Genomic DNA, 24011 nt, shown 5'->3' on the forward strand with positions numbered 1-24011 from the left:
CTAAATACTACAAACAAAAAAAGAACCGAATTCCTTCAGCTCTTTTTTAGGAGATATCCCATACAGTTCATTCAAATCTGATGATTTGCAAATCTAAATTCTAAACCAAAACAGAAATTAGCTAGTTTTCATTAACTGTCTGATAAAGATTGTCCCACATGGATATTTTGTAAACTTTCAGTGTTAACGAACATATTCGCTGCTGGCATTTGTACTTGATTTTTATGGAGCATAGACATTAATTCAAATCTTACTTGTCTAGAAGTTTCAAAATAATCTTCTGGCCTAATCAAACCTGTAATACAAAATTCATATCCAACATATTTAAGGTTAGGATTTAAGTCTGTAACCCCAACATATTTAAATGGTTCAACAGCTTCATCATCTACTCTATAAAGACTTTGATCCAATTTCCCATTACAAATAACACATACTTCTTCTAACAATTCCTTAACTCTTGTAGGATCTTCCTGATAACTTACCGTGATGCGTTCAATAACTCGCATCCATCCTTTATTAAAATTTTGTATCGTTCTAATCTCTCCGTGTGGTATGGTAAGGAGTTTTCCTGACCATTCACGAATTTGCATAAAACGAATACTAATTTCCTCAATGGTTCCTGAATTTGTTCCGTTAAAAGTAACAAAATCGCCAACACGAAACTCTTTGTCCGCTAATCTTGCAAAGCCTAATATTACATCTTTTAGCATCTGTTGTGCAGCAAAACCGATGACAACTCCCGCTATCCCTGCACCTGCAATAATACTTTTTATATCTACAAATTGACTAATTAAATATATGATCAGACTGATGATAATGATATACCTAAAAATAGATCGAATTACACTTTGAATCGTCTGCTCTACCTCTTCATCAAAAAAGCTTGATTTTCTAAAAAACCAATCAATAATGCGGTTTATGACAAAAGAAATAATCATAAGAACTAAAGCAAATAGTAAAAACCTTAAAAGTAAAAATTCCCTTACATAATTAAAAAACTCCTCAGTATACGTTAATAAACTCATCTATCCACTTCCTTACTAATGAAAATTTCATGCAGAGCTAATCTATTGTAAATACTTATTGATTATCTCAAAACTTGCTTTCGGAACCTCTTTTACCCTAACCTTTCATTTTACTTTCTTAACTATGTATTTGTATTCCTAGTTCATCTTCAACAATATAACCCTTTAATCAATCTTTCAACTTCAGATGTCCTTTTCTATTTACTATAAATATACCCTTTTTAATAATCTTAAGGGAGATAGCAACAGAAATTTTTATAAACGACTTTCTTTCAAGTCCTCAATACTCACCTCGTTACAAGGAAAATATTCACATAACACCGAATATTTCATTTGATACTTTTTTCTCACGGAGGTTACAAACAATGGGATATATTGAAGAACTAAGAGAGCTTGCTGGATCACGACCACTTAATCTAGCAGGAGTTGCTGTAGCTGTTTTTAATGAAGAAGGAAATATATTACTCCAACAAAGACGAAATGGCATTTGGGGTGTTCCTGGAGGTTTTGTGGAACTTGGTGAATCCACAGAAGAAGCTGGAAGACGAGAAGTACTTGAAGAAACAGGTATTGAAATTGGTACACTTCAGTTAGTAAGTGTATTTTCAGGTAAAGAGTTTTTTGTACAATTACCACATGGAGATGAATTTTATCCTATTACAATCGCATACCTTTGCCGAGACATTAAAAGCGGCTCGTTAAAAGCAGACGGAGTTGAATCATTTCATGTACAATTTTTCGATTTAAATGAACTACCAGAAAACATTAGTCCATTCATAAAAAAACTAATTCAGCAACAAGTCGTCTCTATTTAAATGTGAAAAAGAGACCTTTTTGAAGGCCTCTTTTTCACTTCACTTCTGCATTTAAACAAGATTTAAAATGTCCAAGCGCATATTCATGTCCTTGCGCATTAAAAGATGCAACCGCCTTTTCATAAACGACAATTTTAAATCCTTTATTATAAGCATCTACTGCCGTATGAAGAACACAGATGTCGGTACATACACCTACAAGATGCACTTCTTCTATTCCTCGTTCTCTTAACTTCATCTCTAAATCTGTTCCAGCAAATGCACTGTATCGCGTTTTGTCCATGTAATATACATTCTCAGCATTTTTATATTTTTCGTATACATCTTGTAATCCACCAAACAAGTCTCTTCCATTTGTACCTGCTATATTATGAAGTGGGAATAACTTCGCTTCAGGATGATATACATCATTGTCTTCATGTTTATCGATCGCAAATACTACGTAATCACCATTTTCAATAAATTGTTTCGTTACATTTACAAGTTCCTTCTCAATTTCTTGACCTGGTTTCCCACAAGTTAAAGCACCTTTTTCAGCTACAAAGTCATATGTATAATCAATATTTATAAGCGCTCTTTTCATAACTACAATCTCTCCTTCTTCTGTTTCACAGTAAACAATAGAAAATTTGTTATTACGACATCGTATGTACTATTCGACATTACAAATGAAATACCTACATTTCCCTCTCAATACTTACCTTAATCCGAGTTTATCATAAAGTGAAACTTTAATCAGAGGGGGTTTTGTCCATCCCCTCTGATTATTAGCCCACACCAATCGGGCTTTTACGGGCAGTTGATCTCCCACCTAACTTCCTCGCATGTGCCGAATTTTTAGGTGGGGTTCTTACTGCCCGTTAAAGCGGGATAAAACCGGTACCCAATGACAAAACATACAGCTCCAATTAACAAGTCATGAATTTGATAATTGAGCGTAACTTCAACCGCCTCTTGTAAAGTAAACCAAATGACCGAAAACATTATAATAAATAAGAAAATACGAATAACTCGTTTCAAACTTTCAATCCCTTTCTCTTACATGATAGTAAAGAATAAGTTCTTCCTATTCATACTAAAAAGTGAAACAAATTATTTTCAATGACATAATTCAATCCAAACTAAAAAGTACACTACTTTTGAGTAATGTACTTTTTTCCATATTAAGACGCAGGCTTCGTTTCAAACGTCGCTTGATTAAAGCTAATGACTTTTCCTTTTGGGTCATTGTTTTCAAACTGAGCTGCGGTAATCGTATGACTACCTGTCTCAAGCGTCTTTTCTTTTAATTGTACTGTTGTCTGTGTTGTACTAGTTACTTGATGTTTATCTGCAAATATTTGATCTACAAATACAAATGTTTCTTTATCATTTTGAAAATTGGAAAGTTCTAATTCGACTTGCTGAATTAAAGTATCCTTTTTTATGAATACAGTTGGTATATTGCCATTTTCAGAGGTACCATCTGGCGTAGTTACTTTTACTTTCCCTTCTCCGATTGGTACTGCTCCTTCAGGAAATACGACCATATTCTCATCACTTGCATTTACAACTTGTTCTTCCTGGTTTGACTGTGCATCTTCTTTTTCCTCTGGAGCACCACAGCCTACTAATAACAATACAGACAATCCAGTGATTATGAATTTCTTCAAAATTCATCCCCCCTGTTATTTCATTATAATTTATTATACAAAAATAACTTCTTAATTTTAAAACTAGTTTTTAACACTTTCATGAACAAATATTAGCTTGCTCACGATTACTGTACCATACTTTCATTTTAAGAACATTAATTTTTTAAAAGAAATAAATAGTAATTCCACTCTATTCATCATTTTAGCCCAATTCACTAAAGAAATATCCATTCAAAATAAAAAGACATTGTCATTTCAATGTCTTTTCTACATAACATTTAGAAAATAAATGTTGTAATCTCATCAACTTCTTTTCGCGAAAGTTTCTTCGGCTTATCTTTCGGAAACCCGAGTGAAATTACCATATTAATTTGTTTTTGAGGCTCAATTTGTAAATATTGTCGCAGTTCATCTTGAGCTAATAATACAGGTCCTGTCATTGGACAAGTACCCAGTCCTCTCGCATGTGCAGCCAGCATTAAGTTTTGTGCTGCTAAACAGCTACTCTTAATTCCTTCCTCTTCCCATACTGAATCAGGAACGAAGGCAATTGGATCAAATATCTTTTCACGAAACTTTGATTCATATGGTGTTGCTAAACATACGATTAATACTGGCGCCTCAGAGAAAGCTGTCGCATATGGACCGAAAGAACGTGTAAGTAATTTCCCTGCTTTCTCTTCTCCATTTTCTGCTGCTTTTGCCGCAAGTTTATGTAATGCATCCCATGTCATTTGTTCAATTTCTTTAATTTTCTCTCGGTTCATAATGACCAAGAACTCCCACGTTTGTGAGTTCGTATCACTCGGTGCATAACGAGCACAATCAATAATTTCTTTTATATCACTAGTGGATACTTCTTGTTCTGTAAACTTTCTAACACTTCGTCTACCGTGAATTACTTCTTTAAAATCTTCATAATTCATACATTAAATCCCCTTTTTACAGCGTTTTCAAAACTTGTCCTATGGTTGAATTATATCATGAAAAAAAGCTGGGGGAATACCAGCTTTTTTCCTCATTACTAATTTGTCACTTTAAACAAACTAATACTTTCTTCATATACAGCTTGTAGTTTTTTCGTAATTGGTCCTCTTTCGCCGCTTCCAAACTTCTCATCACCAATTTGAACAACAGGGAATATTTCAAGTGGTGTCGCTGTAAAGAAACATTCGTCAGCCTCATATACTTCTTGCAATGAGAATTCACGCTCTTCTACTTCAATATGTAAAGCTTTCGCTAATGTAATAACGTAGTGGCGAGTAATGCCGTGTAGAATGAAATTATCGGCCGGATGTGTAATTAATTTATTATTTTTCACCATAAAGAAATTCGAATGACACCCTTCTGTTACAACTCCATCTCGTACTAATATCGCTTCTTGATACCCTTGCTCGTTTATTTTATTTTTAATCATGATATTAGGTAGAAGGTTTAAAGATTTTATATGACAGAACTTCCAGCGTATATCCTCTTCTACAGTAACCTTTATTCCTTGTTCCATAGTAGCGGTAGGTCTTGGAAACGAAACAATATTCGCAAAATATGTTGGCTGTAAATCTTTTTCATACACATGATTTCGAGCTTGAGCTCCACGTGATATTTGAAGATACACATTCCCATCCTCTTGAAATTGATTTCTTTCAATCATTTGATGAAGTTCTTCAACTAACTCTTCCTTTGTAAACGGCGGAACAATATTTATTTCCCTCATAGATTTAAAAAAGCGTTCCAAATGTAAGTCTAATAAATGAGGCTTCCCATCGTATAGCCTAAATACTTCATATATGCCGTCACCAAATTGGAGTCCTCGCTCTTCTAACGCAACCATCGGCTGTTCTTCTTTCGTATTTACAATTCTTCCGTTAAACAAAATCCAATCTTTATGAGTAGCTTTCATTCCTTCCCACTCCTTTATTCCATGATTGGTTTTATTGTACAACTTATCCACACTTAAAAGAAGGAATTTTCTGTATTTAACTAAACAAAAAAGTACATCACCTATTTAAAGTGATGCACTCAACCATTCATTTATTTCAAAAAATATTTTTCAATATCATCTAGCATTAAGTTTGCAGCTTTAATACCGCCTGCTGTATTCCAAATTACTTCATCCACTTGGAATACTTTATTGTCTTTAGAAGCCTGTAGCTGCTTAAAGAGTGGGTCTTCTGTCCATTCTTTTGCTAACGTGGTTCCTTCGTTATTCTTATCTGCATCTTTATCAGATGTGAAGTAAAATAAGTAATCCCCATCCATATTCGGAATTTGCTCTTTTGTAATTCCTTTTATCGCAAATTCATCTTTATCTTGTAGTGTTGGTCGCTTAAATCCAATATCATTTAAAACAGCACCTGAGAATGAGTTTTTCTGATAAATCCGAACATCACCTGGTACGAAGCGAATGATAGAGACTTTAGAATTCAATTTATCTCCTAACTTCTCTTGCATTCCCTCAATACGTTTTTTATAATCTTCAAGAGCCTTTTGCCCTTCTTTTTCTTTATTTACAGCTTTTGTATAGAGCGTAAAGTTTTCTTTCCAATCCCCGCGCAACGTTTCAGCATAAACAGTTGGTGCGATTTCTTTTAACTGCTCATATATTTTTTCATGACGCATTTTATTCCCGATTATTAAATCCGGTTTAAGCTTCATAACTGCCTCTAAATTAATATCACGCTCAGTTCCTACAACTTTCGTATCTTTTAACTCTTTCGCTAAATGAGGATACCATTCATCACCAGCACGTGGTTTTGTAGTTCCAACTGGCGTTACTCCGACAGCTAAAAGAGCCTCCGCACCCTCATTTGTTAAAACGACAACTTTTTTCGGTGTACCATTTACTGTCGTTTCACCCATTGCATGCTTGATACTATATGAATCTTTTTCCTTTACTGATGCATCGTTTTCTTTCGTCTCTTCTTTACCACACCCTGCGATTATGATCATTAGTAACATAATGCAAAGTATAAGCATATTTTTAGTGCGTGTCATATGTCCTCCTAGTTGAAAGTGATTATCAATAACATTCAAAAGAATAATGTATATCTTACATATTGTCAATACATATATCAGAAAACTTTTTAAATACATATAATTTAGACACTCGTCCCCATTCGAAATACATATATATCCGTCTTTAACCCTCATTTTTTCATTCAAAACATTTGAAAAATCAATGACCATAAGAAAGTAATTATTATTCCAGTCAACAAATAACATAAGTAATACAAAAACATGTCTCCATCTTATCATTTCAGCAATAAGATGGAGACATGTTCAATTATACTTTTCAATATTGATTATATTTAATATATGATGGATCATTATACACCCACTGATTTCCACCAAGGTTCAACCAACCGTTTTGATTAATATATACTAAATAAGATTCCGGATTATTTAATTTACGAATAACTGAAGAAGATGTTGATGGACCACTTCTTAAATTCACATTCGTTCCTTATATATATGCGACACCAATTGCGCTTCCATCACTATTGCTCGTCTTTACAAAATTAATGTACGAAGGGTCATTATACACCCATTGTCCATTTCCTAAGTCTAACCATCCGTTACTTTCCTGATATACGACATACGATTCTGGGGAGTTTAGTTGACGAATAACTGAAGAAGACGTTGATGGACCACTTCTTAAATTCACATTTTTCCCAAGGATATAAGCAATCCCCTTCGTTTGTGGTGTTGGTTGAGGATTTGGAGGTTGTGGATTTGGAGGATTCGGATTTGGAGCTACTCCAAAAATAGCTGCTATTCCGTTTGCATATGCTTGACTTAAATCTTCAATAAATTGTGGGTTTTTCAATAAATTAGCATCAAACGTTGTATCAATAAAAGCAGTCTCAGTTAAAATTGCATCCATTGCAGTCTCTCTTAGTACCGCATAATTTGCTTTTTTTTCTCCTCGATCACGAAGGCCGTATTTTGTTAATACAGGATTGACTGCTGCATGCATTTTTTGTTGCTTTTCATATGCGGAACTACTATTAGATAGCGCGTTGTAAATATAACTTTCAAATCCAGTGCCACCGCCACTATTAATGTGAAATGAGATAAAATAATCTGCACCAAATGAATTAGCAATATTAGCACGTTCTGATAAAGAGATAAACACATCACTATCACGTGTCATTTTAATATTGATTGGATAATTTGCAGATAAAATATCTCGTACACGTCTAGCAATTTGAAGTGTTAACTCTTTTTCCACTAACCCATTACCAACAGCACCAGAATCATATCCACCATGCCCTGCGTCTATAACAAGTTTCATATATCTTTTTCGTTCCTTTCTTTATTGTAATAAGCTTTCATTTCTACTCGTCCTATTTTAGGTTAATTGTACAAGTTCCGTTACAAGTACAAATAAAAAAACCCCTTATGTAAGGGGGGTTCTATCACTTTTTTTTAACCAATTTAAAATGAATATGTATGATTGATAGTGGATGTAGCGTACGCAAAATAAAAGAAATAAAAGAAATATTCCAAAGCCGCTATATAGCAAACCAAACTTCAAAAAGATGTTCAAAAGAGGCGGGAAATGAGATGCGTTTTGTAATACAAATAACATGCAAAACAAAATTACAAACACAGGTATATATTGTAATTCATATGGCCTGCTCTTCTTATACATTCTTTTTCGAATGAAAATCTGGCATAACTCCGCTACAATAAAGCAACTTCCAACTAATGCAAGACCAGCAGTCATTGTCATACATTCACCTACCCCATATTCATTTCATCAAGTAATCAATATTCACTATATTTTCTTTACATATATTCCATTTTCCTCAATAAAACCAGATCCCTCTATGAAAGATTTAGCTTGTTCCGTAAATATCTCTTGCAATACTTTTATTTCTTTCACATTTCTCTGTTTCATCATTTCTTCAAATGTAAAATACGTATTTGTCCCGTATCCATAACCTTGATAATCAAAATGAATAATTAACTGTGACAAAATAGCACTCTCTTCTTGAATGCTATAATCTATTACACCAATATATGTATCATCAACTTTTACACAATACTGAACCTTTTTCTCATCTAAGCTGTGTGAATGAAACATTTCTTTTACAGCGCTTTCATTTTCTATATTTACTTTCTCAAACGTAATCATATGTTGTCCATCCTTTTACTATTATTGTATCAATAATAAATGCAATTTATGAAAAAAACCTTAAGATCGAATGCGACCTTAAGGTTTTTTATTAAACTAAGCTATACGCACGCTTTGTTTCTTCGTGGAACTTATTCGTATCGTATTTATGCTCAACATAAATTTGATGCCATACCATAAACGCAAGTACAGTCCAAATTTTACGGCTATAATCGCCTTTATCTGCACAATGTGCTTCCAGTAAGTTTAATACATACTGTTTTTCGATTAAATGCTCAGTTTTGCTTTCTTTAATAATATTTACAGCCCAATCGTGCATTTCATCTTTTAACCAATGACGAATTGGTACTGGGAATCCAAGCTTTTTACGATCTAACACGTGATCCGGAACAATTCCACGAGCAGCTTCACGTAATATAGCTTTCGTTGTTCCGTTTGCAATTTTAAATTCTGTCGGAATTTTAGATGCAACGTCAAATACTTCTTTATCTAAGAACGGTACACGAAGTTCTAATGAATTTGCCATCGTCATTTTATCAGCTTTTAATAAAATATCGCCGCGTAACCATGTGAACATATCAATGTACTGCATTTTACTTACATCATCATAATCTTTAATTTCGTTATACAATGGTTTCGTGATATCCATATAGTTAACACTTTCATCGTAATACTTCATTAATTCAGCTTTCTCTTCTTCACGGAAGATTTTCGCATTTCCATAGTAACGCTCTTCGATTGGCGTACATCCACGCTCTAAGAAGCTTTTTCCTTTAAACCCTTCTTTAAGAGCACCACTTAATGCCTTTAGAACACTCTTTCCTGGGCTAGGAATGTAAGAGAACATTTTTAAAGAGTTTGGCTCACGATAAATGTTATATCCACCAAATAGCTCGTCTGCACCTTCACCTGAAAGAACAACCGTTACATGTTTACGCGCTTCTTTCGCAACGAAATACAATGGTACAGCTGCTGGATCCGCTAAAGGATCATCCATATGCCAAATAATTTTTGGGAACTCATCCATAAATTCTTGCGCTGTAATGAATACGTTATGGTTTTTAACTCCTAATTTCTCAGCAGTTTCTTTCGCAACATCAACTTCACTGAAACCACGTTGTTCGAAACCAATAGAGAATGTTAATAGATTTGGATTCATTTCTCTTGCGATAGAAGCAATAATAGATGAATCGATACCACCAGATAAGAAAGAACCTACTGGTACATCACTACGCATATGTACTTTTACAGAATCGTATAATACATCACGAATTGCTTGGATATGCTCCTCTTTCGTTGCGCTTGAAGCGTTGAAATAAGGATTCCAGTAGCGATGGATTTCCATCTCTTTACCGATTTCTTTTACGAAGTAATGACCAGGCTCAATTTTGTTAACATCAATTGTTAATGTTTCTGGCTCTGGACCATATTGGTACGTAAAGTAGTGTTGTAATGACTTTGGGTTTACCCCTTTGTCTTCCATTACATGCATAATACTTTTCTTCTCAGATGCGAAGAATGTAGTATCACCTTGTTGTGCGATGTATAAAGGCTTAATACCGAAGTGGTCACGTGCACCGAAAAGTTTCTTTTCTTCACGATCCCAAATCATAAATGCGAACATACCACGAAGGTAGTCTACACATTTTTCTTTCATATGTGCATACAATGCAATAATAACTTCTGTATCAGATTGTGTAGCAAAAGTTGCACCTTTTTCAAGTAACATTTCACGTAGTTCTACATAATTGTAAATTTCACCATTAAAAATAATTACATATCGATCATTTTCATAAGTTAGCGGCTGATGTCCTGCCTCTAAGTCAATGATACTTAAACGGCGGAAGCCAAATTGTACATGTTCATCACGAAAATATCCTTCGTCATCTGGACCGCGGTGGAAAATCATCGTGTTCATATTTTCAAATTGATGTTTTTCTGTTTCTGAAAACTCTCTAGGGTTTTCACATAAACATCCTACAAAACCACACATACTTCTTACCCTCTTTCAGTTTTCATTCTGTCTCAATACTACTATATCAACCCTATTTATACTAGCATAATCAACTGAATATGGCGACCAAAAACTATAAAAAAATCACTCCATTTCACATTTTTAACATTTTTTTATGAAAACATGAAAACTAGGCACTCACCTTTCTCCGCTTTTGTCATATGATATTGCAAATTGATTTCTAGGAGGGAATACCATGAGTGAAGAAAAAAAAGATTCTTCTCGCCCACCGGTTCGTAATTATTTAAAGCAAATTGATGATTTTTTCGAACAAACACCTCTTCGTGGCGTAATTGCTGATTTAAATCATTTTTTCCAAAAAGGAAACCGTTTATTAACATTCCCAGTAGATTTATACGAAGTTGGTGACGAACTCGTCGTTACAGCCGAACTACCAGGTATACAAAAAGAACAAATTCAAATTGAAATACAAAGCGAGTACTTAAAAGTCTCTGTAAAAGAAGATATACTTGAAGAGCCAGAAGAAGAACAAACATCTCATAACTATTATCGCCGAGAACGTTCCATTTCAGAAGCGTCAAGAATTATTAAGTTACCATATTTAATTAATAAAAAAGCAGCGAAAGCTTCTTATCAAAACGGTGTGTTAGAAATTCGCGCACCGAAACTGCCACAACAGCATGACATTTTATCCATAGACTAAAAGAAAAAAAGAAGGGTGCTAAGCACCCTTCTTTTTAATCCACTAATCGCTTCATATCACGTATAATATCTTCGTATGGCGTATTACTAATACCACTATATTTCTTCATTACTTTTCCATTTTGATCAATTAAATAAAATGATGTACCATGCATTACTTGCCCATTCTCTGGTTTATCTACAAGCGATTGGAAGTTATCTTTTGCAAACTTTGTAATATCCTCCAGTGAATAACCTGTTAACAGGTTCCAGTTACTTGTATCTTCTGTAAACTTTTGAATGAAAGCTTTCAAATTTTCTGGTTTATCAAGGTCAGGGTCTACACTAAACGATACAAACTGAACGTCTAATTTCTCTTCCTTCGCCATCTTCTGTAATTTCGCCATATTAGCAGTCATTGGCGGACAAACTGTTTGACAGTTTGTAAACATGAAATCTGCAACCCATACTTTTCCTTTTAAATCTTTTGTACCAAACTGCTTTCCTTCTTGATTTGTAAATTGGAAAGTTTCTAAATCCCAGTTTAATGGTTTACGGAGTTTCGAGCCTGAATTACTACATCCAGCTAGTACAAAAAGACAAAAAACAACCATAAGACCAATTAACTTTTGATAACGCTTCATTGATTAAACCTCTTTTCTCTTACCATAATTTATGTAGGTTACGTATATCATACCCCAAGTAAACACTATGAGAAAATTGTTTACTTCATTTGTTCACGAAATCGTACGATTTTACGTATGTTACTTCTTATTATTAAGCGAATTACTAGACAAAAGTTCTATCGTTAACTACTATTATTTTTCTATACTTTATTTACAAACAAGAATCCAGTATAAAGTGAAATTTTGATCAGTTTTTTTGGGTTCATCCTCCGCTGATTATTAGCCTTCACTAATAGGGTTAAATTTTGTAAAGGTAATTATCTATTTTTTTTACAATTCCTTAAACATTAATCCATTTTACACACTGTTTTCCTTTACAACATTTCGGTACAATACAACTACAACGATTTTAAATGAGGTGATGTTCATGGCAAAGCGCTATGAAAATATGGATAATGTGAGTACAAAAAAGTCAATTCGCTCCTTCTTACGCTGGCGTAAAGAGAGAAAACAAAACAAAAAAGATTTTTCTTTTCTAGTAGAACACTCACCTGTTAAACAAAGTAAATTTCTGAAAAATAACTTTGAAAAAACGACTGTTACATGGATCGGTCACTCCACTTTTCTCATTCAAACGAACGGCTTAAACATTTTAACAGATCCAGTATGGGCAAATAAATTAAAGCTAGTTCCAAGACTTACACAGCCAGGTCTCGCTATAGATGAACTACCTAAAATTGATATTGTGCTTATTTCACACGGCCATTATGACCATTTAGACTTTTCATCTCTTCGTCAACTGAATGATGATGTTTTATACCTCGTGCCAAGTGGATTTAAAAAATTATTTACTCGTAAAAAATTCATCAATGTAGAAGAATACAGCTGGTGGGACAGTACAACAATTGATGAAGTTGCTTTTCACTTCGTACCTGCCCAGCACTGGACGAGAAGATCATTATTTGATATGAATACCTCTCACTGGGGAGGATGGATTATCGATAATAAGACTACTTCAGAAACCATTTATTTTTGCGGTGATAGTGGTTATTTCAAAGGATTTAAAGAAATTGGCAAACGTTTTTCAATTGATATTGCACTCATGCCAATTGGTGCCTATGAACCAGAATGGTTTATGAAAGTATCCCATGTTTCACCAGAAGAAGCCGTGCAAGCCTATTTAGATATAAACGCTACGCATTTTATTCCAATGCATTACGGAACTTTTGCGTTAGCAGATGAAACGCCAAGAGAAGCTGTAACACGGCTTCGTAATAACTGGAATTTACGAATGCTACCGTGGGAACAACTACATGTTCTTTTTTTAGGTCAGACTTTCACTTATAGCCCTACTACACTAGAGAAAGAGCCAGAAAAAATTATTGAAACCTCTCATGTATAACAGAGCTACTTTTTCGAATAATTTATCATATACTATAGAAAATCGAAAAGGGTGTTTTCCATGAAAGATTACTTACAGACTCGCTATATCATTAGCGGAAGCGCCTGTATTGCCCTTCTCATTTCTTATTTCATTTACACATAAAAAAACTACTTGAAAATATATTTCAAGTAGTTTTTTTTATTCTGCTAAATACATAAAACCAATTGCGCCTGGCCCTGTATGAGTACTGATAATTGGTGTTGTAAAGAAAATTTCCGATTCAGTGAATCCACTCACTTTTTCAACAGCAGCTTTTACACTTTCTGCTAAAGGAATTGCTTTTGCATGTGGAACAGCAACAGCCTTAATAACTTTTCCTGCTGTATCTTGCTCAAATAATTTAGCTAAAGTTTTAACAACTTGCCCTTGACTACGAACTTTTGTCACTGGATTGTATGCTCCACCATCGAGGTTTGCAATCGGTTTGATGTTCAGTAAAGAACCGATAAACGCTTTCCCTTTACCGATACGTCCACCTTTCACTAAATTTTCTAATGTATCTACGACTACATATAAACGTGTATTTTTCCTAACTTCATCAATTCGTTTTAAAATATCTTCTAGTGAGCGTTCTTCTTTTGCCATTTTCGCAGCTTCAATTACTTGATATGCTAAAGCGTGGCTAATGAATTGAGAGTCAACAACCGTTACTTTCGTATCTGTCATTGATGCAGCACTATTTGCTGTTGCAACAGTACCACTCATTCCACCTGTCATATGGATGGAAAGTACTTCACTTCCATCTTCCCCTAACTTTTCATACATTTCTATAAATGTACCCATAGCTGGTTGTGATGTTTTTGGTAATTCTTTTGATTTCGCCATTTCTTCAATAAATTCATCTGGTTGTAAATCAACGCGATCTAAGTATGTTTGTCCATTTACAGAAATAGATAATGGTAAAACATGAATATCATACTTCGCAATCACTTCTTGAGATAAATCTGCAGTTGAATCTGTTACAATTTTAATTTTTTGCATATTATATTCTTCCCTTTCCAATACGCTCTCCTTGTTATTATACTAGCATTCCCATTGCTTTCAACAATTTCGAACAAATTTCACCAAATTAATTATATTTTTATATCTAAAATGAAAAAGACAGAGCTTACCCACTCTGTCCTTACTGTATATTATGCATTCTTTTCAAGAGTATTTGTTTTATATACATTTGAATAATCACTCCACTTCAAACAACTTTGTAAATATTCACGGAAAGAGTACGAGAATCTTGGGTTTTTATGTTTTTGAATTTTCGCAATAAACAATTGAAGACGAGACTGAATTAGAAACGCTAATGGATGTTGTGCTTGTAGGACAGGAATTTCAAATATTTTAATACAATCCCCTGTTGAATGAGTGAAATAAAAACTTTTCGTAATCACAATATCAATCCTCTTTTTCGTTGGATTTTTGAACTTCCTCCACTTCACGCTTCGACACGTTGTTTAAAGTGAAGGTTTCCTACGAATACTAAAGTATCCTTAGGCGAACCCCGTAGTCCCTACGGTTAGAAGCTTTAGGCTCCATTCATCTCCGCCTAATCCAGACCCTGTCCTATATATCCCTTGAGACGGGAGTCTTATTACCCGTAAATAGCTAGATAAATCCAGTATAAACTTATAAAAGTGAAAAGTTTGTCTAAATTTTGGAGATTCTATAATTTTTTTCTTCTATATATTGTATACGATTTTAGCTAGAGTATAACAAATAAAGTGAAACTTTAATTAATGGGGGTATCCACCCCCCACTGATTATTAACCAACACCAAGTGAAATAAATAAAAAAGTGCCTTTATAACGAGGCACTTTTCGACTGTATTTCTTCCCTTTTCTTTTTTCGCTTACTAACAATCTTTGATAAGGCGATACTAATTTCATAAATACAAATAAGCGGTACCGCAACTAAACTATGAGATAAAAAATCAGGCGGTGATATACACGATGCAATGATAATCAATGTTACGTAAGCATACCTTCTTATTTTTATTAGAAATTCTGCCGTAAGTATGCCAATGCTCGTTAAAAACATAACAACTACAGGTAATTCAAATATAACAGCAAACGGAACTGTTAAATTTAATACGAACTGAAAATATTTTTCCGTCGTAAACATCGTATTAAACATTTCATTACCAATTTTCGTTAAAAAATGAAACAGAAACGGCATTACAATGAAATATCCGAAACATAAACCCGCAATAAATAATATAGATAGTACCGGTATATACATTACTGTCATTTTTTGTTCATTCGGATGTAAACCAGGTTTTACGAATAACCAAATTTGTATCGCAGCAAAAGGAATCGTACAAACGATAGCAAATACTGTAGCAATCGAGAAAAAAATCCACAATACATCACTCGGACCGAGAACTGTTAACTTCATCGGCAAATCTTTTACGAGCCAAAAATATATATCCTTCGTAAAAGTAAATCCAATAATTAAAAACAATACAAATGATAAGACTGTATATATTACTCGTTTACGAAGCTCAACAATATGTTCTACTACGCTCATTTCCCGATCTTCCATCTCGTTCACCACACTTTATTTATCCATTCCGAGGAAAACTCATCACATTTTAATTACTTCTTTTCCTTCTCTTGAAATGCCTCATCAGTCAATTCTTTCGTTGATTTCTTAAATTCTTTTAACGTTTCCCCTAAAGCCTTTCCGATTTCCGGCAATTTTTTAGGCCCAAATAAAATTAGTACAGCTACTAAGATTAAAATTAACCCTGGAAAGCCAATATTTGAAAACATTTCCCCATCTCCTTTTAAAGTAGATTTCTTGTCCTACTATTACTTAATTTTATTTTGTCAAAAAAGTTTGAAAACGTCAATGAATCCATCGTCTTTTGTCAAAAAAATTCAAAAATATAATCAATTATACAAATTTCATTTTCTATTTCACTTGTGTATGATATGGTAAGTAAAACAGCATATTATTTCATAATAATAGGAAGGATTTTCAAAATGACAGAAAAAATGACACGTATGACGCAATTTATGAAAGAAGAAGTCGCAAATGCAATTACTCATGGTATCGGTGCCATTTTAAGCATCCCTGCCTTAATCATATTAATTATCCATGCCTCTAAACACGGTACAGCATCTGCTGTCTTTGCATTTACTGTTTACGGTGTAAGCATGTTCTTACTGTACTTGTTTTCTACTTTGTTACATAGTATTCATCATCCAAAAGTAGAAAAGTTATTTACCATTTTAGATCACTCAGCCATTTATTTATTAATCGCAGGCACATATACTCCTTTTCTACTTATTACACTACGCGGACCACTTGGCTGGACGTTACTTGCAATTATTTGGACACTTGCAATCGGCGGAATTATCTTCAAAGTTTTCTTTGTACGTCGTTTTATCAAAATGTCAACATTATGCTATATCATAATGGGATGGCTCATTATCGTTGCTATTAAACCGCTATATGAAAATTTAACTGGTCATGGTTTTTCACTACTATTAGCAGGTGGAATTTTATATTCTGTCGGTGCTATATTCTTCCTTTGGGAAAAGCTACCTTTCAATCATGCCATTTGGCATCTTTTCGTATTAGGTGGTAGTGCAATGATGTTTTTCTGCGTACTATTTTATGTATTACCAGCAGCATAAAAAAAGTTTCAGCTTAAATTAAGCTGAAACTTTTTTATCACTTATGTAATTGAGATGCAATAACGTCTTGTGTATGTTTTGTTAATTCTTTAATATCCATACTTGCATATTCTTCTGGTGTAATTGGCTTAGAAATTGTTACCGTTGCATGTGCTGGCTTCATACGGTTTCCATTTGCCTCAAACATTTTATATGTACCGTCTAACGTTACTGGTAAAATAGCTACGCCAGATTTTACTGCAAGGTGAAAACTACCAGCTTTAAACTCTCCTATTTCGCCGCCCTTACTTCTTGTTCCTTCTGGAAAAATTACGATAGAATGCCCGTTCTTTAATAGCTCGATTCCATCCTTAATTGCTTTAAGAGATTGACGACGATCGTTACGTTCCATAAACACACAATTCATTAGTTCCATCCAAGTTGGTACAACCGGAAACTTTTTAATTTCTGCTTTTGAAACGAATCCAATTGGCTTATTTAAGTAACCAAGTAAAACAGGAATATCCATATTACTTTGATGATTACTTACAACTAGTACTGGCTTGTCTTTCGGAACATTTTCAAGTCCCTTTACTTCTACAGTCGACCCGGCTACACGCACCATCTTCTTACCAAACCAGTTTGTTGTTTTATACACAACACTATCTTTTTCTTGCGGTGACATCGTATTTACTTTTCTTTTAATACGCCACAGCCTTGGTGTAATCGCAATTACGATTAAAATTAAATAAAAGATTTTAAAAAACGTTTGAATCATACAGAACCCCCACCTATTATCATTCCGACCTTCATTATACTAGACAAACGAAGGAAAAAGAAGAAAAAATGTCCAAACAACAAGTGTTTGGACATTTTTAAAGTATTCTATATTAGAAACGTTTTGCTAATTCACGTGCATTAGCAATTGCTGCTTCTTTAATTTCTTGTGCTTTTTCAGGGTTTGCATTCATTCCCTCAACTGCAATATATTCAGTATCATTTACACCGATGAATCCTAATACTGTTTTCAAGTGATTGCGACCGAAGTCCACAGCTGCGTATGCTCCTTCAGAATAAACGCCACCTGTAGCTTGAATGTGAAGTGCTTTTTTGCCTTCTAATAAGCCAACTGGACCATTTTCAGTATATTTGAATGTTTTACCTGCGATTGCTACGTTATCTAAGTATGCCTTTACTACTGGTGGATAGCTAAAGTTCCACATTGGAGTTACGAATACATAACGATCGGCATGCATAAATGTTTCTAGGTTTGTGTTCATTGCTGCGACTTTTTGTTGTTGAACTTCCGTTAAAGTTTCAAAACCTTCACCTGCTGCAAATTTACCCCAAGCAGCAAATACATCTGCATCAATTGCTGGTACAGTAGTATTGAATAAATCAATTGTTACTACTTCGTCTTGTGGATGCTCATTTTTATAAGCTTCGATGAAAGCTTCGCCTACTGCTACTCCGAAAGAACCTTCTGCTGAATTTGGATTTGCTGTAATAAATAGTACTTTTGTCATTGTATTCTCTCCCTTTTTACATTTTATCTTCAATTCAAGATTTATAATTCGAAAGTAAATAACTTATCTTATGTAAGTATAATACAAAAAGCCATACGTAATGTCAATAAAAATAGCTACTTTTTTTTCGTAAGTTAATAAGAATTATATTGTTTATTTTTTTGTATATAAGCATTAGGATTTTAACCAATAAAAAAACTACCTCCATATTTCATGGAGATAGTCTTTATCAATTACTACTTTTGAAAAACATGTTTCACTTTTTCAGCCGGAATATTACTTCCACCTCTACCTTTTACATCTTCAATCATCATTGTAATGACCATATCCGGTGAATTTAAATCAAACGCAGCGAACCAACCTAGTTCTTTTCCTTCTGCCTCTTTTGATACTTTTAATTCTGCTGTACCTGTTTTACCAGCAAGGGTCATACCATCAATTTTTGCAATTTTCCCCGTACCATCTGGATCATTAATTACTTTCGTTAAAGCCGTTTTCAATATATCTTGAGTTCCTTTAGAAATCACATTTTCTTTCCAGGCCTTTGGTTGTTTATCTGTTTTAATAAGATATGGCGACGGAATCGTTCCATCATTTACAATCGGTGCATACGTTAAAGCTAAATGAAGAGGAGTCATTAAGACTTGTCCTTGTCCATATCCTGTATCTGCCATTTGGATATCATTTTTTATGCCATCATTTGCGATTTTAGAAGCTGGGAATCCGTATTCAATTGGTAATTTCTCATCAAATCCGAATTTTTTTGCCTCAGCCATAAATTTATCTTTTCCAATTTTCAAAGCTTCTTGTGCGAAATAAATATTATCCGAGTATTTCATTGCCTTATCAAAATCAATCGGATTTGCATCTTTTACACGTGTTACGTAATAATTACCCCAAGAAGAATCTTTCGTCCATTTCAGTCCTTCAATTTTCAATTCTTCTTTTGGATCGATTGTTTTTGTTTCAAGTCCAATTGCACCTGTAATCGGCTTAAATACAGAACCCGGAACCGATAATTGTGTAAATCGATTCGTCATTGGTTTTTTCGGGTCATTATTCCAAGCTTCACGTTGTGCTTTCGATGTCCCTCGCACAATTAAGTTAGGATCATATGCTGGACTACTTACAAGTGCAATCGTTTCTCCACTTTTCGGATTAATTGCCGCACTTGAACCAGCTTCTCCCTTCATTTCATTATAAGTTTTTTCTTGAACTGTACTATCGATAGTTAAAGTTACATTTTCTCCATCAACAGCATCTGTTTTTGCTAAATTTTTAATTTCTTTTCCTTGTGCATCTTCTACAAAGACACGGCCACCTTTTTTACCGCGCAGCTTTTCTTCCAATACTTGCTCTAATCCAGCCTTACCAACTGGATCATCAGCTTGATAACCTTTCTTTTGTAGCATTTTTAAATCTTCAGCATTTACCTTTCCGATATAACCAGTTAGATGAGCTGCCGCTTCCCCTAACGGATATGTACGAACATTTACAGGTTTTGTTGCAACACCTGGTAAATCAATGTACGTATTTTGCGTTGCTCCCTCAGGCAAAATTCCAATTGGTACGAGATACCCTGGTTTTACCCATTTAGCAGCTAGTTTTTGATCAATCTCTTCTACAGACATATTTAACAACTTCGCTACTGTTTCTTTCGTTTGTGGAGCAGTAGCATCTAATTTTTCTGGAATGATTCCAATTTCAGAAGCTTTCCCATTCGTTGCAAGACCTTTTCCATTACGATCGTAAACTTCACCACGTTTTGGTTGTGTTGTTTGCATACGCACTTTACTATCTTTTGTCATGCCAGGGAAAATGAAATCAGGAGTCCAATCTATTTTCCAAGATTCTTTATCTCCATCTTTTTCTTTCACCATTTTTGCTTCATGGCCAAAAGTGATTTTACCACCAACTGTATCCATGCTTACCTTAAAAGGAACAGGGCCTTCATCTTTTTTATCTTCTTTTACTTCCCCTATTTCTACCTTTAAGTCTTTCACTTCGATACCAGAATAAATCTTTTCATATTTCTCAGTAAACTCTTTCTTTGAAATATCTTTTTTTGCATTTTCTGATAATTGATCATACATATCTGCAAATTTTTGTTTATTCCATGCTTTTACATATGTATCAAACGCTTCTTGTGGTTTTTCTTCTTTACCGCATCCAACTAACATGAATGTTAAGCAAAGAAAAAGAATCCCCCATATTTTTCTCAACCGATTCTCCTCCTCTTTCTATATAGCATACTTCTAAAGATTTTAGCATTTTTTATATGCTAGCTCTCATTATAGCACTACCGAATCACATCTATAAAGATACATCTAATAATACAAATAAAAAGGTTGATGTGAATATTCACATCAACCTTTTTCCTATTGTTGCTTCTCATATATATGGTAATAGTACGTATACGGATTTTTTTCATCCGTAACACCCTGCTCGACAAAAACTTCTTTCCAATTCGTCATATCCATTTCCGGGAAGAACGTATCCCCATCAAACGCATGATGAATCTTTGTTATATACAATTTCTCCACATACGGTAAGAATAAATCATAAATTTGCGCTCCTCCAAAAATAAAGATTTCTTCTTCATCTTTGCATAGCTCAAACACTTCTTCCACAGAATGTGCAACTTCACAACCTTCAACATGATACCCTTCATTACGAGTTACGATAATATTACGTCTTCCTGGGAGCGGTCTACCAATCGCTTCATAGTTCTTTCTTCCCATAATAAGCGGGTGACCCATCGTTGTTTTCTTCACATACTGTAATTCACTTGGCAAATGCCACGGTAATTTATTATCTTTACCAATTACTCTATTTTCGTCCATTGCGACCATAAATGAAATAATCATTTTTTCATCTCCTCTACAATTATACTGCAACTGGTGCTTTAATTGCTGGGTGTGGATCATATCCTTCTATTGTTAAATCGTCCATTTCAAAATCAAACACAGATTTCACATCTGGATTTAATGTAAGTTTCGGGAACGGACGTGGCTCACGTGCCAACTGCTTTTCTACTTGTTCAAAATGATTTGTATAAATATGCGCATCACCAATTGTATGAACAAATTCTCCTACCTCAAGACCACATTCATGTGCAATTAAATGTGTTAGAAGTGAATAGCTTGCAATGTTAAATGGAATGCCAAGGAAAATATCACCGCTTCTTTGATATAACTGACAAGAAAGTTTTCCATCTGCTACATAAAATTGGAATAGCGTATGACAAGGTGGCAATGCCATACTTGGTACATCTTCAGGATTCCAAGCAGAAACAATTAGGCGGCGTGAATCTGGTGTTTTCTTAATCATTTCAATTACATCTTTTAATTGATCAAGTGTCTCACCAGCTGTCGTTTTCCAAGCACGCCACTGCTTTCCGTATACGTCTCCTAAATAACCATATTTATTCGAAAAATCATCATCTTCTAGAACGTTCTTTTTAAACAATTCCATTTGCTCATCGTATTGCTTCTTAAATTCCTCATCTTGTTGAGAGCGAAGACCGAAATCTGTCATATCGGGACCATTATACTCGTCACTTTCTGCCCAGCTCTTAAAAGCCCATTCATTCCAAATATTATTATTATGTTGCAATAAATAACGAATATTTGTATCACCTTTCATAAACCAAAGCAGTTCACTTGCTACAAGGCGAAATGGGACTCTCTTTGTCGTTAATAAAGGAAATCCTTTACTTAGATCGAAACGCATTTGATATCCAAATACAGATACAGTACCAGTTCCCGTACGATCTTCTTTCTTCGTACCGTGCTCCATTACATGACGGCATAAATTTAAGTATTCATATTCAGCATGTTTCATATGTAGGAAAACCTTCTTTCAATCTTATATGAGATTTATCATAACATGAAAAACAGCGAATTTAATAATCCAAATTAATAAAAATTCTTTCAATATTTCTTACAAAATTATTAACTTTCAATATTAAAAAAGGTTTTCACTTTTCTATTACAGAAAGTATAGTGCGGAACATAAAAATTATATTTGGAGGTTGGAGGCATGTCTAAAATCAAAACTCCTGTTTTAAGTACGTTACAACATAAGGTTGAGAAGATGATGAAGGATTTACACGTTCCTGGCGCTGCTATAGCTGTTATAAAAGATGGTGAGGTCATTGTTTCTGAAGGTTTCGGTTATCGTAGCATAGAGAAAAAAGAGGCTGTTACTCCGCAGACACGATTCGCAATCGGTTCCGCAACGAAAGCATTCGGTACACTTTCATTAAGCTTATTAGCACAGCAAAAAAAGTTTAATTGGGATACTCCTGTCCAAACTTACGTACCTAACTTCTCTTTCTCCGATATGCTCGCTAACTCGCAAGTTACAGGACGAGATTTAGCTTCTCATCGTACTGGGGTAAGTCGTCACGATGCTCTTTGGTACAGCTCTTCCTTATCTCGAAAAGATATCGTAGAAAAAATAAAACATTTATCACTTGATGCACCGTTCCGCACAGCATTTCTTTATAACAACTTAATGTATGCGACAATTAGTTATATTGTGGAAAACATTACGAATCAAACGTGGGAGCAATACGTTACAGAACATATTTTAGAACCTTTAAATATGAGGCATACAAACTTCTCTGTTACAGACTCACAAAATACAGATGATTATGCTTTACCTTACGCTGAAGATGATGGTGAAATAAAAGAAATTCCATTCCGAAATATCGATACGGTTGGAGCGGCTGGATGTATAAACTCTACTATTGAAGATATGGCAAATTGGGTACTTCTGCATTTAAATGCAGGAAAAACAGAAAATCATGATTTGATTTCTACTGAACTACTCCAAGAAATGTATACACCGCATACTCCAATACCGGATCAGCCAATGTTATCAACGAGTGAATCACCATTAAATAGCTACGGACTAGGTTGGTTTATTAGCGCTTACCGTGGTTATAAACTTATTCATCACGGTGGTAATATTGATGGATTTTCTGCACTTGCGTCATTTATGCCAAACGAAAATATCGGTATTATCGTACTAATAAATTCCGGGCAAACTTTACTCCCTACTTATATTACAAAACATATTTACGACGAACTTCTCGGACTAGAATATATCGACTGGCATGAACGTGCTATAGAAGATAGTGAAAAAATGAAAGAAATGATGAAAGAGGCAACTGAATCACTTCCTGAAGCAATAAATGGGACTATCCCTTCTCATACATTAGATCACTACGCTGGAACTTTTGAGCACCCTGCTTATGGAACACTGAAAATATACAAACAAGATGATTCCTTACATGTACAATTCATGGATACGGAAATTAAACTACAGCACCATCATTACGACATCTTCTCAACATCCATTAGTTTGTTCCAAATGAAGATGGGGCTTTTATTCGCTTATGATATGAATGTAAATGGTGAATTCCCGGCTCTTCAATTACATGTACCTGCAATGTTAAGTACTCAACCCCTTACATTTACGAAAATTAAATAGTTAATTTAATAGAGGGAAGATTGCGCTTCCCT

At 34.4% G+C, this 24011-nt stretch carries 25 protein-coding genes and 1 pseudogene; 5 read left to right on the plus strand and 21 right to left on the minus strand.

The genetic code is table 11. The annotated features are described in order from the left end of the window. Positions 1–131: 131 nt before the first annotated feature. Positions 132–1025, minus strand: a complete 894-nt coding sequence (locus MR071_RS13360; RefSeq protein ID WP_105586347.1) for a mechanosensitive ion channel family protein — start codon at positions 1023–1025, stop codon at positions 132–134. Positions 1026–1390: 365 nt separating this feature from the next. On the opposite strand from MR071_RS13360, the gene MR071_RS13365 reads away from it, so the two are divergent. Continuing rightward, the gene (locus MR071_RS13365; RefSeq protein WP_105586348.1) at positions 1391–1840 is read left to right on the plus strand and encodes an NUDIX hydrolase; all 450 of its coding nucleotides are present in this window, start codon (positions 1391–1393) and stop codon (positions 1838–1840) included. A gap of 34 nt (positions 1841–1874) precedes the next feature. On the opposite strand, the gene MR071_RS13370 is transcribed toward MR071_RS13365, so the two are convergent. The 10 genes and pseudogenes from MR071_RS13370 to asnB form a co-directional block, all read right to left on the minus strand. Beyond that, positions 1875–2423 (minus strand): cysteine hydrolase family protein, encoded by a 549-nt coding sequence (locus tag MR071_RS13370; protein ID WP_105586349.1) that lies wholly within the window; start codon positions 2421–2423, stop codon positions 1875–1877. Between the two features lie 254 nt (positions 2424–2677). Then, a complete protein-coding gene (locus MR071_RS13375; protein ID WP_255834012.1) occupies positions 2678–2860 on the minus strand; it encodes a hypothetical protein in 183 nt (60 codons plus the stop codon). A gap of 143 nt (positions 2861–3003) precedes the next feature. Then, positions 3004–3492 carry a putative periplasmic lipoprotein gene (locus MR071_RS13380; RefSeq protein WP_105586350.1) on the minus strand — a complete coding sequence of 163 codons (489 nt, stop codon included), beginning with the start codon at positions 3490–3492 and terminating at the stop codon, positions 3004–3006. Positions 3493–3752: 260 nt separating this feature from the next. Beyond that, positions 3753–4400 carry a nitroreductase family protein gene (locus MR071_RS13385; RefSeq protein ID WP_002012699.1) on the minus strand — a complete coding sequence of 216 codons (648 nt, stop codon included), beginning with the start codon at positions 4398–4400 and terminating at the stop codon, positions 3753–3755. A 98-nt stretch (positions 4401–4498) separates the two neighbouring features. After that, positions 4499–5374: a D-amino-acid transaminase gene (gene dat, locus MR071_RS13390; RefSeq protein WP_105586351.1), complete on the minus strand. Its 876-nt coding sequence runs from the start codon at positions 5372–5374 to the stop codon at positions 4499–4501. Between the two features lie 131 nt (positions 5375–5505). After that, complete coding sequence (locus MR071_RS13395; RefSeq protein WP_105586352.1) at positions 5506–6468, minus strand: ABC transporter substrate-binding protein; 963 nt, start codon at positions 6466–6468, stop codon at positions 5506–5508. A 298-nt stretch (positions 6469–6766) separates the two neighbouring features. Beyond that, positions 6767–7768, minus strand: a pseudogene (locus tag MR071_RS13400) (N-acetylmuramoyl-L-alanine amidase). Positions 7769–7873: 105 nt separating this feature from the next. After that, a complete protein-coding gene (locus MR071_RS13405; protein ID WP_105586353.1) occupies positions 7874–8209 on the minus strand; it encodes a hypothetical protein in 336 nt (111 codons plus the stop codon). Between the two features lie 45 nt (positions 8210–8254). Next, positions 8255–8614, minus strand: coding sequence for a GNAT family N-acetyltransferase (locus tag MR071_RS13410; RefSeq protein ID WP_105586354.1), 360 nt, complete (start codon positions 8612–8614; stop codon positions 8255–8257). A gap of 91 nt (positions 8615–8705) precedes the next feature. Beyond that, positions 8706–10607, minus strand: coding sequence for an asparagine synthase (glutamine-hydrolyzing) (asnB, locus tag MR071_RS13415; RefSeq protein WP_002158005.1), 1902 nt, complete (start codon positions 10605–10607; stop codon positions 8706–8708). 217 nt (positions 10608–10824) lie between these two features. On the opposite strand from asnB, the gene MR071_RS13420 reads away from it, so the two are divergent. Next, positions 10825–11292 (plus strand): Hsp20/alpha crystallin family protein, encoded by a 468-nt coding sequence (locus tag MR071_RS13420; RefSeq protein WP_105586355.1) that lies wholly within the window; start codon positions 10825–10827, stop codon positions 11290–11292. Positions 11293–11326: 34 nt separating this feature from the next. On the opposite strand, the gene MR071_RS13425 is transcribed toward MR071_RS13420, so the two are convergent. Next, positions 11327–11914 carry an SCO family protein gene (locus MR071_RS13425; RefSeq protein WP_105586356.1) on the minus strand — a complete coding sequence of 196 codons (588 nt, stop codon included), beginning with the start codon at positions 11912–11914 and terminating at the stop codon, positions 11327–11329. Between the two features lie 409 nt (positions 11915–12323). Between MR071_RS13425 and MR071_RS13430 the strand changes: the two genes are divergently transcribed. Next, positions 12324–13298 (plus strand): MBL fold metallo-hydrolase, encoded by a 975-nt coding sequence (locus tag MR071_RS13430; protein ID WP_242236356.1) that lies wholly within the window; start codon positions 12324–12326, stop codon positions 13296–13298. Positions 13299–13478: 180 nt separating this feature from the next. On the opposite strand, the gene MR071_RS13435 is transcribed toward MR071_RS13430, so the two are convergent. From MR071_RS13435 to MR071_RS13450, 4 genes are all read right to left on the minus strand, one after another. After that, positions 13479–14321, minus strand: coding sequence for a DegV family protein (locus tag MR071_RS13435; RefSeq protein ID WP_105586410.1), 843 nt, complete (start codon positions 14319–14321; stop codon positions 13479–13481). A gap of 152 nt (positions 14322–14473) precedes the next feature. Continuing rightward, complete coding sequence (locus MR071_RS13440; RefSeq protein WP_105586358.1) at positions 14474–14725, minus strand: DUF2535 family protein; 252 nt, start codon at positions 14723–14725, stop codon at positions 14474–14476. Between the two features lie 409 nt (positions 14726–15134). Beyond that, positions 15135–15875: a twin-arginine translocase subunit TatC gene (gene tatC, locus MR071_RS13445; RefSeq protein ID WP_242236358.1), complete on the minus strand. Its 741-nt coding sequence runs from the start codon at positions 15873–15875 to the stop codon at positions 15135–15137. A gap of 53 nt (positions 15876–15928) precedes the next feature. Further along, on the minus strand, positions 15929–16105 hold the full coding sequence (locus tag MR071_RS13450; protein WP_002141629.1) for a twin-arginine translocase TatA/TatE family subunit: 177 nt from the start codon (positions 16103–16105) through the stop codon (positions 15929–15931). Between the two features lie 213 nt (positions 16106–16318). On the opposite strand from MR071_RS13450, the gene trhA reads away from it, so the two are divergent. Continuing rightward, on the plus strand, positions 16319–16975 hold the full coding sequence (gene trhA / locus MR071_RS13455; protein WP_105586360.1) for a PAQR family membrane homeostasis protein TrhA: 657 nt from the start codon (positions 16319–16321) through the stop codon (positions 16973–16975). A 37-nt stretch (positions 16976–17012) separates the two neighbouring features. Here the strand turns inward: trhA and MR071_RS13460 are convergent, their stop codons facing one another. The 5 genes from MR071_RS13460 to MR071_RS13480 all read right to left on the minus strand — a co-directional run bounded on the left by MR071_RS13460 (position 17013) and on the right by MR071_RS13480 (position 22323). Continuing rightward, entirely contained in the window at positions 17013–17732 is a 720-nt protein-coding gene (locus MR071_RS13460; RefSeq protein ID WP_105586361.1) for a lysophospholipid acyltransferase family protein, read from the minus strand. Between the two features lie 112 nt (positions 17733–17844). After that, a complete protein-coding gene (locus tag MR071_RS13465; protein ID WP_105586362.1) occupies positions 17845–18480 on the minus strand; it encodes an FMN-dependent NADH-azoreductase in 636 nt (211 codons plus the stop codon). A gap of 236 nt (positions 18481–18716) precedes the next feature. After that, the gene (pbpC, locus tag MR071_RS13470; RefSeq protein WP_242236360.1) at positions 18717–20702 is read right to left on the minus strand and encodes a penicillin-binding protein 3; all 1986 of its coding nucleotides are present in this window, start codon (positions 20700–20702) and stop codon (positions 18717–18719) included. Between the two features lie 156 nt (positions 20703–20858). After that, positions 20859–21347: a dihydrofolate reductase gene (locus MR071_RS13475; RefSeq protein WP_105586364.1), complete on the minus strand. Its 489-nt coding sequence runs from the start codon at positions 21345–21347 to the stop codon at positions 20859–20861. A gap of 19 nt (positions 21348–21366) precedes the next feature. Next, positions 21367–22323: a thymidylate synthase gene (locus MR071_RS13480; RefSeq protein ID WP_105586365.1), complete on the minus strand. Its 957-nt coding sequence runs from the start codon at positions 22321–22323 to the stop codon at positions 21367–21369. 198 nt (positions 22324–22521) lie between these two features. On the opposite strand from MR071_RS13480, the gene MR071_RS13485 reads away from it, so the two are divergent. Next, positions 22522–23979, plus strand: a complete 1458-nt coding sequence (locus MR071_RS13485; protein ID WP_242236363.1) for a serine hydrolase — start codon at positions 22522–22524, stop codon at positions 23977–23979. The last annotated feature ends 32 nt before the right edge of the window (positions 23980–24011 follow it).

It is taken from the genome of Bacillus cereus group sp. BfR-BA-01316, from assembly GCF_022664195.1.
Classification (GTDB): domain Bacteria; phylum Bacillota; class Bacilli; order Bacillales; family Bacillaceae_G; genus Bacillus_A.